This window comes from Longibacter sp. (genome assembly GCF_051155795.1).
Taxonomy (GTDB): domain Bacteria; phylum Bacteroidota; class Rhodothermia; order Rhodothermales; family Salinibacteraceae; genus Longibacter.
In genome coordinates this window covers 1-13015 of record NZ_DAXETW010000149.1, presented here as the reverse complement: position 1 = coordinate 13015, position 13015 = coordinate 1, and the positions used below count along the sequence as shown (strand labels likewise).

At 64.8% G+C, this 13015-nt stretch carries 8 protein-coding genes and 1 pseudogene; 4 read left to right on the top strand and 5 right to left on the bottom strand.

Translation table 11 applies throughout. From position 1 onward, the window contains the following. A partial coding sequence (locus ACFCU0_RS14240) for a T9SS type A sorting domain-containing protein (RefSeq protein ID WP_434974347.1) occupies window positions 1-1815 on the top strand: 1815 nt, incomplete at its 5' end. Window positions 1816-1924: 109 nt separating this feature from the next. Here the strand turns inward: ACFCU0_RS14240 and ACFCU0_RS14235 are convergent. Further along, complete coding sequence (locus ACFCU0_RS14235; RefSeq protein ID WP_434974346.1) at window positions 1925-2473, bottom strand: hypothetical protein; 549 nt, start codon at window positions 2471-2473, stop codon at window positions 1925-1927. An 84-nt stretch (window positions 2474-2557) separates the two neighbouring features. Next, window positions 2558-4615, bottom strand: coding sequence for a tetratricopeptide repeat protein (locus tag ACFCU0_RS14230; protein WP_434974345.1), 2058 nt, complete (start codon window positions 4613-4615; stop codon window positions 2558-2560). 481 nt (window positions 4616-5096) lie between these two features. Here ACFCU0_RS14230 and ACFCU0_RS14225 point away from each other — a divergent pair, with 481 nt between their 5' ends. Together ACFCU0_RS14225 and ACFCU0_RS14220 are read left to right on the top strand one after the other, a co-directional pair. Next, on the top strand, window positions 5097-7499 hold the full coding sequence (locus ACFCU0_RS14225; RefSeq protein ID WP_434974344.1) for a choice-of-anchor B family protein: 2403 nt from the start codon (window positions 5097-5099) through the stop codon (window positions 7497-7499). Between the two features lie 219 nt (window positions 7500-7718). Beyond that, window positions 7719-8162 carry a hypothetical protein gene (locus ACFCU0_RS14220; protein WP_434974343.1) on the top strand — a complete coding sequence of 148 codons (444 nt, stop codon included), beginning with the start codon at window positions 7719-7721 and terminating at the stop codon, window positions 8160-8162. A gap of 16 nt (window positions 8163-8178) precedes the next feature. Here ACFCU0_RS14220 and ACFCU0_RS14215 read toward each other — a convergent pair whose 3' ends face one another. The 3 genes from ACFCU0_RS14215 to ACFCU0_RS14205 form a co-directional block, all read right to left on the bottom strand. Continuing rightward, window positions 8179-10377 (bottom strand): heavy metal translocating P-type ATPase, encoded by a 2199-nt coding sequence (locus ACFCU0_RS14215; RefSeq protein ID WP_434974348.1) that lies wholly within the window; start codon window positions 10375-10377, stop codon window positions 8179-8181. A gap of 402 nt (window positions 10378-10779) precedes the next feature. Beyond that, window positions 10780-12303 carry a tetratricopeptide repeat protein gene (locus ACFCU0_RS14210; RefSeq protein WP_434974342.1) on the bottom strand — a complete coding sequence of 508 codons (1524 nt, stop codon included), beginning with the start codon at window positions 12301-12303 and terminating at the stop codon, window positions 10780-10782. A gap of 65 nt (window positions 12304-12368) precedes the next feature. Then, window positions 12369-12497, bottom strand: a complete 129-nt coding sequence (locus ACFCU0_RS14205) for a hypothetical protein (RefSeq protein WP_434974341.1) — start codon at window positions 12495-12497, stop codon at window positions 12369-12371. Window positions 12498-12719: 222 nt separating this feature from the next. Between ACFCU0_RS14205 and ACFCU0_RS14200 the strand changes: the two are divergent. After that, a pseudogene (locus ACFCU0_RS14200) lies at window positions 12720-13015 on the top strand (hypothetical protein); the annotation flags it as partial.

Here is a 13015-nt window from a genome sequence, read left to right as displayed (position 1 = left end):
TCTTCGCTACGCACGTCCATCCTGCTCGTCTGCCTGCTCCTGCTACCAGGCCTTCCCTCCCCGGCCTCCGCGCAGGTCACGGAGATCACGAGTCAGGACCTGCTTGACCTGATTGGGACGAATGAGGTCGCGCAGGTCTTCGACACCGACCCGCTCGATCCCAACACGAATACGGACCTGAGCACCCTCATCAATGCCACCGGCTCCGGGCAGGTGTACGACCTTCGGCCCTTCACTTTCTCCCTCGTCGGCGAAGGGCTGATCCGGTACCGAACCGTCGCGGAGGCGCAAGCCCTCGGTTGGCCCGGATCCAACGACAGCTATCTGTCGCAGGCGTCCGAGGCGTTTGCCCTCGATCTGCGCGGACCGAGCGGCGGCCCACTCAGCACGATCTACTCCTACCAATCCATCGAGACGTCGGGCGCGACGGAGGGCGACAACAGCTACGGGTCTGTGACCGACCTGTCCGGCTCTTCGAGCACGATTACGTACGATCCGCCCCTCCTCCAGTACAGCACGCCCCTCGTGTTCTCCCCCACGCCGACGACGTGGAGCAGTACCTCCACCCAGACGAGCTTCGGCATGATGAGCAGCATCACCGTCGACGGCACGGTGGAGGGCTACGGAACGCTCCGGACTCCGGCGGGCGATTATGAGGTGATGCGCATCCGGCGAGAAACGACGATTTCGCAGATTACGAGCACGACGTACGAGTTCATCTCTCCAGACGCCGGCTTCACGGTCGCGACCGTCGAGGGCGATGGATTCGGGTCCTACACGGTCTCCCTGACGGCAATCTCGGACGACTTTGCGGAGACGAGCATTGCGTCGGGACAGACGGGCTCGATCCTGAGCGACAACCGCCTCTCGATCTCGTTTGCCTCCGGCAGCACGGCCGCCGGCCAGTTGGCCCTCGCGACGTACAACCGGAATCCCTACAACAGCACCTTCGACGGGACCTCCGCCACGTCGGGCGACGGCACCTCCATCACACCGGACGTGATATTTGACGGCCAGTACTACCTGGTCTACGATGTCGACGACACCCTCGACGGCTTTACGGCCGAGGTCTGCTTCGACGCCTCGACGGTCCCCGGCGTGCAGGACGTCCAGAAAGTCGTTCTTCTGAAACGCGACCTTTCGAGCGATTCCTGGTCGCCGCTGAACTCGACGGTGAACGGATCGTCGGTCTGCGCCACCGTTTCCAGCTTCTCGCAATTCGGGATGGGGTCGAACTCGGCCTTCAACGCGCTGCCGGTGGAGCTTTCGTCCTTCGACGCGGTGTCGGACAACGGGCGCGCGCTGCTGTCGTGGACCACTCTCTCCGAACAGTCGAACAGCGGCTTCCACATCGAACACACGACGGGCGATCGTGCGTGGAACCGAATCGGGTTCGTCGAGGGCGCTGGAACGACGGACATCGGACAGGACTACCGGTTCCGGACGCCATCGCTCGACCCGGGCATCCACCGCTTCCGTCTCGCGCAGGTGGACCTGGATGGCACAACGACCCGGTCAGCGGAGCGAACCGTGCGCATCCAACCCGCAGGTCCCGCCCGCCTCGCCGCGCCGTCGCCGAATCCAGCGCGCACGACGTCGACGATCGGTCTGGTCCTTCGTAAATCGCAGGACGTCACGATCGAGGTCTTCGACCTGCTGGGCCGCCGGCAGGCGCTCGTCCACGAGGGCACGCTCTCGGCCGGCCCGGAGCACCGGTTCCCGCTGGACGTGTCGACCTGGGCGAGCGGTACGTACCTGGTGCGCGTATCGGGGGCCGGAACCCCCACAAGCACGCGACTGACGGTCGTTCGATAGAGCAACGTCCCGGTGAGATTCACGCCCCGTTCGGCATATGCTGAACGGGGCGTTCGGGTTGAACAGGAAGGGATCGCGCGGACGAATGGCAGGCGACGGTGCGCCCCGGTCAGTTCTCGTCGACGCGCATCACCGGACCGCCAGGAGGTAGCGCCGGCTCGGTCATGGCCCCGGCAGCCGGACCCCGATCCGGCAGGCTGGTCAGCCCCGGATCGACCATGCCCATCGCCGTCCGCGGGGGCAGCGCATCCATCCACTTCGGGCACTCTTCCCGCTCACGGCGCTCCACACAGCACTGAATCTGCACCTTGTGCTCGGTCGATCGACCGATGGAGCTGCGAGCCGTAATCACATCGCCGTCGTTCGCGCGCCGCAGTGCAACGGAACGGCGGCTCCGGGTGCCCGGCGTCCCCCGGGAATCGTCCTGAATCGCGACATCGACCCAAAGGGCTTCTTTGGTCTGAATCGACACCGTTCCGCCGGGACGAATATGGAAAAGGTCCTGATCGGCGTGATCCTGGATCTGATAGCGGCAGACGTCCGCCTGCTCGAACACGCGGATAACGTAGCGGTCGGACCGGCTCTGTGCGGCGACATCCGGCGGAGGAATGCAGAAGATGAGAATGAGGCTCAGAAACGACAGTTGACCTTTTAACATCGAACGCGGGGGCTAATGGATAATAGAGAGTCGGTGACGCATAGAAAGCGGGCCAGCAGCGAGCACGCGACGATGCATGCCGCGTCACTCCTGCTGCACGGATGAAGCGGTCGCAGAAGCGGGATTCGACGCCAGGATGGCGGCGGCGCGCGGGTCCTGGCGGAGGTCGGCGAGAAAGGGGGAGTAAGCGAGCTGGATCTGGCCGTAATTCCGATCGAGCGCCGGTTTCATCCAGGCCCAGGCTTCGTCGCGTTCGCCCATCGACTCGTAGAGCGAGCCGATGCTAAAAGACATGACGACGTCGGTGCTCTCACGGTCTCCGGTTGCCTTCCGTAAGCGCTGCAACCAGACGCGTGCGCTGTCGAGCCGGGTCAGGCGCGCGTAGTACTGGGCGAGACTGGCGAGCACCCATGGGTCTTCTTCGCGGACGGAGAGCTGTTCACGCGCCAGGTCGATAGCCCGCCGATACGTGTTCGGGGCATCCCCGGCGAAGCGGTCACTCCACGTCTGCGCGTCGGCGAGGGCACCGGCAAGCCCGTAGTCTTTGGGATACTGCGTCAGGGCGCGGTCATACAGGTAAGCCGCGTCGTCATATCGACCGAGGTAGAAATAGGCCGTCGCCAGGTTCGGTACCGCGGACGCATCCGTCGAATCGAGTTCGACGAGCCGTTCGAACGCGACGACGGCTCGATCCAGCTCCTGCATCTGCCAGTGGGCGACCGCGACGTTGTTCAAGAGCGTCGGATTCGCCGGCGCGTGACGCAGCCCGCGGGTGTACTGCGCGATCGCGTCGTCGTACCGTCCCCGGCTGTAGTAGAAGGCGCCCAGCAGGTTGTAATTTTTCCAGTACTCCGGCTGCCGTGCAATCGCCTCCCGGTACGTCGTTTCGGCCCGGACCAGGTTCCCCTGCCGCCGATACACGGTGGCCAGATGACGGTACGGATCCGACAGCCCCGGGTCGATGCCGATGGCCCGCTGAAACGCTTCGATGGCGGCTTCGTCGTGCTGCTGATCGCTGCGCAGAATGCCGAGCGTCGTCCATGCGGGGGCGAGCGTGGAGTCGATCGACAGGGCTCGACGGCTCTGCCAGATCGCGGCGTTCACCCACTTGACGTCCTGCGTCCGTTGATATTTCTGCCAGTAGGCTTCACCGAGCCCCGCCGCGGCGAGGGCAAAGGTGGAATCGATGGCAACCGCCCGCACGAATCGCTCGATGGCGGCGTCGACGTCGTCAACGGTCGCGGCGTTCCTAAGGCGCCCGCGCCCTTCTACGTAGAGCCGTCCGGCTTCCGGGTCCAGCGGGCGGCCCCGCCGCTGTTCCGATGTCTGGCGCGGAATGCGCACGTCCAGCATCCGCGCGAGGTGCCGGGTCGCCTCGTCCTGGAGGTCGAGCAACCGGCCGCTGCGGACGTCCACCTGTCGGGACTCGACCTGCCGGCCCGTACGAGCGTCGATCAGGTTGAGCGTCAGACGCACGCTCTGACCGGCGAACTGCATGCTTCCGCTGACCACGAAGGACACGCCGAACTGCTGCCGGGCGGAACTGGGCGTCATGGCTGCGGGAATCTCCGCCGCAGGGACCACCCAGAGCGCCTCCTCGAACCGCCCGAACTGGGTAACGGCGCTCGTCAGTGTTTCCATCAGGCCCGCCGCGAGCACGTCCGCGTCGGGCTCGGTCGCGCTCAGCACGCGAAACGGGAGGACGGCGATGTGACGCGGGCCTTCGGCATGCGTCGACGAGAGGGTAAATAGCCCCGTTCCGAGCGCGATCGCCATCACGATGGCAACGGTGGCCACCTCCCAGGAAGCAAGTCGCTGGAACACCGACGTGGATGAGGACACCCCTTCCCCTGCCGGCGTGTCTGCAGATGCAGCAGCGAGAGGCTCGTGCGCGTCCCCGTCCGTTTCCGGTTGAATGCCCGCCGTCGTCCACTCGTAGGCCCAGGCAAGTACGCATGCAGCGGGGAATCCCGCGATGAGTGCTATGAGCGTGGCGCGCATCACCCACTCCGGCCACCCGAAGGCGGGGATCACGATGGAGGCGACCTGCACGAGCAGCCATCCGGAGACGGCGTAGCCGACCGCCACCTTCACCACGCTGCGACGCTGTAATTCACCGAAGAACCGGGATGGAAACGACATACCTGCCGGGACACATTGGGGGGGACAAAAAGCCCGCTACGGCTTCACCGTTTTCTCTGGTGGTGAACCGGGGTTCGACGACAGCGCCGTCTATGCGACAACAAGCGTTTGAGCCACGCACCTCCCGCCAGAGAACGAACCGGAGTCCGGCTACGTGCGGGTGTACCTGGCCTCCGGGCCGAAGAACCGGTTGCGCCTCTGGAGACCGGCGCAGACACTCATGCTCGAACGAGGCACGCCCCGTGTGGGACAGGGACGATGGCCGCACGTCGAGCATGCGAACGATAAACACGGGTACCACGAGTCGTCTACACAATCGGCGCAGCTTCGGATGGGCCAACGGCTCTACATATTCTCGAAATGGAATTCGGCAACCGGTTTCTAAGCGCAGGCTGATAATCGTCGCATCCGGTTGTACAAGTGCGAAACAGTTCGGATTATGTGAACCGTGTTTTCCCGTCCCTCACGCATCGCCCCCACCATGGCTTCCTTTCTCCGCCGTCTCACGGGTCTGATCCTCGCGATCGGACTCGCCGTGTCCCCTTCCCTCGCGCAGACCGCACCGTCCGGCACGCCGGCGGCATCAGCGGCTGGCGGGTTCGGCCATGCCCTGGCCGTTTCGGGCGACTTCCTCTTTGCAGGGGAAGCGCGAAGCATCCACGCACCGGGACGGGTCCTCGTCTACCGGTGGACCGGTTCCAACTGGGAGCAGCACAGCGAACTCACCGCCGCGGAGGCCGAGGTCGGCGACGGGTTCGGGGCGGCACTTGCCGTAGATGGCGACCGGCTCGTGGTCGGCGCCTCGTCCTCCAACACCGCCTACGTGTTCGAGCGGAGCGGCGAGGCCTGGACGCAAACAGCCCGCCTGATGCCTCCGAACGAGGTGATGTCCGGCCCGCGGAAGCGAGCCTTCGCTACAACCGTCGCGATCGACGGAAACACGATCGCTGTCAACGTCACCGATCCGCCCTTCACCTTCGACCCCGGAAAAGGAGCCGTCGTCCTCTTCAACGAAGGGAGTGATGGCTGGTCGCCCGCCCACGTGATTGCCCCGGAGGATCGATCGAACGGAGACGGCTTCGGGGACGCGATCGCCGTGCGCGAGAGTGACCTGTTCATCAGCGCGCCGGATGCCGACGGTCGAGCCGGACAGGTTCAGTATTTCGCAAACGAGTACGATGAATGGGTCCAGCAGCAAACGCTCACCGGCATGACAGGCCGCTTCGGCGCCTCGCTGCTTCTCGACAGCGACGAGCTCCTCATCGGTACGCCGGATGCGATCGACCATCGCGGCGCGGTACAGGTGGCCCGTTTCTCCGACGGACGGTGGACGGTCGACGGCGTCATGATGGCCTTCGACGCACCGCGGGACGGTCGCTTTGGCCAGTCCCTCGCACGAACCGATGCCTTCACGTGGGTCGGCGCTCCCGGCGCCGCGAAGAAAACCGGCGCCGTGTATCGCTTTTCCCGTGCCGAACCGATGCAGTCTGAGCGGCTCGCCCACCCTGCGAGCACGCCCGGCGACCGCCTCGGCGGCGTCCTGGTCGCCCACTCCAATCGTGTGGTCGCGGCGCAGCCCGGCGACGACTACGGGGCCCGGATGACGGGCTCCAGCGCCATCGCCGCCTTCGATGGCGATGCCGACCGCTGGCTCGACGCGACGATCTCCGCACCACAGCGTGACATCTTCACCGCCGTCACCGGCTCGAAAACGCCCTGTGCGGAGGGCAAGGCGTCGCTCTTCGACTGCCAGGACGTCGACCTCCTCTCCTTCCTCCCGGTGGACGCGCTCAGCGATACACCCGGCGTGCGCGTGAACGACGTGTGGGGATGGACCGACCCGGACACCGGGCGTGACTACGCCCTCGTCGGGCGCGTCGACGGGACCGCCTTCGTGGATGTGACCGACCCGATGCAGCCAACCTTCGTCGGCGAGCTCCCGGCCACGGAGGGCACGGAGGCCAAGATCTGGCGCGACGTCAAGGTCTACGAGAACCACGCGTTCGTCGTCGCGGACAACGTCGGCGAACACGGCATGCAGGTGTTCGACCTGACGCAGTTACGAGATGTGGCGGAGGCGGACCGCCCGGCGACATTTGCCGCTACGACGGTATACGACGGCATTCATAGCGCGCATAACGTGTTCATCAACGAGGACACCGGCTTCGCCTACGTGGTCGGGTCGAACGGCGGTGGCCAGACGTGCGGCGGCGGTCTTCACATGGTCGACGTACGCGAACCGACAAAGCCGACGTTCGCCGGCTGCTACACGGACGTCGGGACCGGCATGACGGGTACCGGTACCACACACGACACGCAGTGCGTCGTCTATCAGGGGCCCGACGAGCGCTTCCAGGGCCAGGAGATCTGCTTTGCGTCGAACGAAACGGCCGTCAGCATCGCGGATGTGACGGATAAATCCGATCCGAAAAACCTCTCACGCGCCGAGCATCCCCGCAGCGCGTACATCCACCAGGGCTGGCTGACGGAAGACCAGCAGTACCTGTTCGTGAACGACGAGCTGGACGAGATGAGCGGCATCACCGACCGGACGCGGACGATGGTCTGGGACGTCAGCCGCCTCGACGATCCGCAGCTGGTGACGGAGTTTTTCCTTCCGGTTGCCGCCGCTGACCATAACCTCTACATCCGCGGCGACACGATGTACCAGACCAACTACACCAGCGGCCTACGTGTCGTGGACGTTTCCGACCCCACCGCACCGCGGGAGATCGGTCACTTCGACACGCTCCCCTTCGGCCCGGACGCCCCGGTCTTCGAAGGCGCGTTCAGCAACTACCCGTTCTTCGAAAACGGCGTGGTCGTCGTGACCAGCATGCAGGAAGGTCTCTTCATTTTGAAAAAGGCCGATCCCGAGATATAGTGGCCGGATGCATACGAAATGACGGAAGCCCTCCGAGCCGAGTGCCTTCCGGCGTGGCGGGATACCCGGACACATGTCCCAAACAAAGGAGGACATCCACCTCCGGGGATCCCCGTTACCGTCACGCGCAACCAGGTTGTATGCTGCGTCTGACCGCACCTACTTCCTGACGACGCACGCCGAACGCAAACCATGGGTATCGCACGGAGCCGCCCCCTGATGGCCATCGTAGGCACTCTCCTCATTCTCAGCACGATGGGGGCAGGGAGCCTTCAGGCGCAGAACGGGCAGAGCCGCTGGGTCGCAGACAGCACGTATACCCGCCTGTACGACCCGGCCACCCTCGACACACTGCGCGGAATCATCGCACGGATCGACCGCATCCCTTCTCCCGGTCGGAGAACCACGACCGGCATCCACATTATGCTGGACACGGGTGCGGCGACGCTCCCGGTGCATCTCGGACCGGCCGATTTCGTCGAGGATCAAGAGCAGCCGCTTCGGGTCGGGGACGAGATCAAGGTAACCGGTTCGCGCGTCACAGTTCGGGGCGAGACAGCCCTGATCGCCACCCAGATGAGGCACCGCGACCGATCCCTGCAGCTCCGGACGGCTGACGGACGTCCTATGTGGCGCGGAAGGCGCGGACCGCGCGGACCCTGACGGAGCACGCCCGGCATTATTCCCGAAAAGCCAGGAGCCGGAGTCCGTTGAGGGAAACGACCACGGTGGAGCCCTCATGACCGACGACTGCCACCGGTAACGCGATACCGGCGGTGAGGATCGTGCCGATCATGACGATGATGGCCGCAAACGCGATGGACAGGTTGACGCGTAGAGTACGCCTGGTGGCGTGGCTGAGCGAAAACGCATACGGGAGCTTCGTCAGATCGTCGCCCATTAGCACCAGATCCGCGGTTTCAAGGGCGACGTCAGTCCCCGCCCCACCCATTGCCACACCGATGGTCGCCGTGGCAAGAGCCGGTGCGTCGTTTACACCGTCGCCCACCATTGCCACAGATTCGTAGTGGGCCACGAGCTGCCGGACGCGGTCGACCTTCTGCTCCGGCAGGAGTTCGGCGTACACCGCATCCACCCCAACCGCCTCACCAATCCGGCGAGCAACGGTGGCGTGGTCACCCGTGAGCATGACGATATGTTCGATGCCCTGAGCCCGAAGGGCCTCCACGGTGCGACGCGCCTCGTCGCGGACGACATCGGCGTAGGCGATCCAACCGATCACCTGCACACCTGCATCCATCTCGGCAGCGACCATAACGCTGGTCTTACCCTCCTGCTGCCATGCCCGAACAGCCTTCAGCCCCTCGTCCAGGCCCATCATCGCCTCGGCGTCGAGGCTCTTGAAATACGATGGATTGCCGATGTGCACCGTGCGCCCGTCAACATCGGCACGAACGCCTTTCCCAACGCTGGCATGAAAGCGGGAAACCGGCAGAAGGTCGAGTCCGCGCGCCTCGGCTGCGGCGACGGTGGCCCGGGCCAGGTGATGCTCCGAGCGAGACTGTACCGCCGCCGCCAGCGTGAGCAGGCGAGCCTCCGTCAGACCCTCCGTGCCGAGCGTGGCTCCGGGGCGAGCAGCGAGGTCCGTGAGTTCGGTGTCGCCCTTCGTGAGGGTGCCGGTCTTGTCGAATGCAACCGCACGCACCGACGCTGCCGCTTCGACGTGGGCCCCGCCCTTGAACAGAACACCGCGCCGTGCGCCTGCCGCGATGGCCGAGAGCACCGCCGCAGGCGTCGAAATCACCACCGCACACGGTGAAGCGGCCACCATCAGCGTCATCGCCCGGTACAGAGACGTTCCTGCGGTCTCACCGACGAGCAGCCCGACGACGGCCGCGGTGACCGTCAAACCGAGGACGCCCAGAACGTAGGGTTGCTCGAGCCGGTCGATGAGTCGCTGCGTCTGCGCCTTCTGCCCCTGCGCCTGCTCGACCATGCTGATGAGGCGCGCAATGGCCGACTCCGTCGCTCGACGCGTCACGCGCACGTCGAGGCTGCCGTCCTCGTTGATCGTTCCGCCGTATACGTCGTCCCCGGCGGCCTTGTGGATCGGCACAGACTCGCCGGTCAGTGCCGACTGGTCGACGGCACTCTCCCCAGCGACCACCGTACCGTCGAGGGGTACGCGGTCGCCTGGACGCACCACGAAGACGTCGCCCACGTCCACCTCGTCGATTGGCAGCGTCACTTCTGTGCCGTTCCGGCGGATCTGCGCCTCCTCGGGCCGCAGCGTCATGAGGGCTTCGATGGCCCGCCGCGATCGCCCGATGGCGTAATGCTGAAGGACGTTCGACAGGGAAAACAGGAAGAGCAACATCGCCCCTTCAAAGGGCGCCCCGATGGCAAGTGCCCCGACGGCGGCGAGGATCATGAGCAGGTCAATGTCGACGGCGCGATGGCGGAGCGTTTCCAGCCCGGCCACGAGTCCGTACCACCCGCCGAAGACGTACGACACCGTATAGCTAATCCAGCCCACGATCGCGGGCATGTCGAGCCAGCCGGCGACCAGTCCGCCCACCATGCCGGCGAGAGATAACACGGCGAAAATCGACTCCCGACGAAGCCGGACCCGATCAACCGGAGCCTCCTTTGGGTCACCGGTGTCGTGCGATGTCGGAATTTTCGCCGACTCGCCGAGCGAGTGAACGGTTCGAACGAGGTCTTCGGGCGAGGTCACGCCTTGATCGTACGCCACCCGTAGGATCCCGCTTCGAAACGACGCCTCTGCGTCCTGAATGCCGGGTACCGATCGAAGCCGATTTTCGAGAGCCAGAGCGCACGTCTCACAACTCCGTCCGCCACGCCGTTCTAGACGCATGGTGCAGGCAGACATTGGTTGGATGATGGCCGCGGCCATTTCGCGCACGAGCCGCTCGGCCTCGCGCTCGGAAAGGCGCGTCCGGTCATAGTCGAGCGCAAGGCGACCGTGCGTCGTATCGAGCTCGACCCTGACGAGACCTGTCGTGTCGTGGGCCGTTGCGTCGATGGCCTCTGCACAGGTCACCTCCGGCGGGTCAGTCGATGTCGATGAGGTCGATGACATACAAATCAGCGTTCAAGGGTCGACTACCTACGAGACACGAATACCGTGATACGGGCGCTTCGTAGCTCTGGAAGAGGAAACGCGCACCGGAGCCAATAGCTCCTATTGTGATCTCCCCGGGGCTGCAGCAAACGATCAACCGCGGACGAACCGCAGACGGCCCGCCCCGGGAAATCCGGAGGGGGCCGTTGTGCGGACGGTCTGTGGTCGCATGACTCAACTCTGCCGTTTGCGGGTTGCGTCGTCTCGGACGATGGCGAACTCGACGGAGTTGAAGTTGTACCGCGCCACCTCGTCGTAGAGGCGCATTGCGCCATCGGTATCCCCCGCCATCTCGTGCGCCTGCGCCAGCTGGTACCGAATTCCGACGTTGTTGAGATCCGCCTGCGACAGGTGCTCCATCGCCGTTTCCCCGTCACCGTCCATCAGCGCGGCAACGCCGAGGAGGTGGTGCTGATTCTGGAACCGCTGCGGGTCCGTCTGGGCTTTGACGCGCTCGTAGTACTGGGCCGCAACCTCCCGGGCCTTATCGGTGTTGCCGCTGGCCGCCGCCAGGTAGCCATCCCAGTACAACCGGTCGTTCTCCATGTTGGCTCTCATGGTGGCATCGGCCGTCCGCTCGGCCACATCCAGCGAGAGTTGACGCCGCTGCGCGAGGGTCGCCTCCGCCTCCCGCATCATATCGTTGTGCGCGGCGACCAGGAACTGATTCGTCAGCGTGAAGAAGGTCACGCCGGTTTTCTCGGAGGCCGGGAGATCCATCCCCTCGATCATGGCGACGATGTCGCCGAGTTCGTCGTAGGCCGCCTTCGGATTGCCTTCGTGAAGCGACACGAACGCGCGGTAGTTGGCCAGTTGGGCTTTTTCCACGCCAGCCGCCCGTTCGACACCGACGTCGTAGCTCGCCCGGGCCTCATCGACGTCGCCGAGGAACGAGTGAACGTGCCCCAGCTTGACGTGAGCCGGTGCATACGCCGCATCGAGCTGCGTGGCCTCCTCATAGTTGAGCCGGGCGCCCTCCAGGTCGCCATCCCCGCGGTGTGCATCGCCGAGCCAGATGCGCAGCACAGCTTCCTCCGGCTGACTATCTACCGCGCGCTGTGCATAGGTGATGGCGCGCTCGAGGTCGCGTGGGGACTCCAGCGTGTATGAAGTGGCCAGCAAAACATTCGACGCCACCAGGTTCGGCGACAGCTCGGACGCCCGCACCCAGGCTGCCCTCGCCTGTTCCACCTCGCCCCGCGAACTGTACACGCTGCCGCGCTCCACCCATGCATAAGCCGACTCGGCGTACGCCTCCGTCAGGTCCGCTGCAAGCGTCAGTCGAAGCTCCGCGTCGTTGGAGATGTAGGTTTGCCGGATCTGCGCGAGCAGCCGCTCCCCTTCACTTTTGTCGGCGCTCGTCGCCATTGCTTTTGCGACGCTCTGCTCGAACGTCTCGGGGGACGCGGCTACATCCGCCAGGTGCACGTAGGCGTACGTAAAGTCCGGATCAATGCTCACGGCCTCCCGGAAGTGCGTCTGCGCGGCCTGGTTATTTCCGACCTCCAGATCATACATCCCATCGAGAAAGAGGGCCCGGGCCCGTTCGGAGAGGGTGGTAATGGGGATCTCGGTACTTCGATCCGGGGGTGGCGTGGCCTGTACTTCATCCTCCGGCTGACAGCCGATCGTGGCCGAACTGACAAGCAGAAGCAGAAGGAGGGAGAGGAACGGAAAGAGAATCTGACGTCGGGTCATGAAGGTCACCTTCGTTCGGTCGCATCGATGGAAAATCGTGATACGAGATCGGATCGATGACCGTACTACCGGTCGAGCGCTTTCCCAACTGCGATGACGAAGCAGCGGTGTCGTGCATCGATGGACCGGAGCGGAAATGACGTCTCCAGCTGCGCATCCACCCGTGGAAGCGGATCAAGAAAGCCGTCGAACATCGCACGACTCGTGTCAGAGAATGACGCTGTTCCCCGGCAGTAGCAAGGGCGGGGCACCTGTTTGCGCCGGTGGCGCATCAGGAAATGCGCATGGCGGACCGGTCGGAGGTGCGCCACGGGGCGAAACGCCGGTGCGACCCGGGGCTTAGGGGGGCACAGGGGGGAGCGGTGTATGCCGGGTGCCACACGTCCGTATCTTTTCCGATGATCATCCCTCGACCCATGCCGGCATCCACCATTCTTCGCATCAGCCTCCTCTTCGTCCTGACCGCTGCAATCGATGTAGCCGGCGCGGGATGCAGCAGCGCGGGGACCGGCACCCGTGCTCCAACCGACACCACCGATGCGCATCGATTCCGTCTGGCCGACGACTACTCTGCTCGTCACGCAGGGGACGCGGTCCTCATTGCCACCTCGGACTCGCTTCTGTTTGAGGAATACCAGAACGGGTACGACGGAAGCCAACCCCACATGCTGGCCAGTGGAAGCAAAACGTTCAGCGGACTGCTCGCATGGGC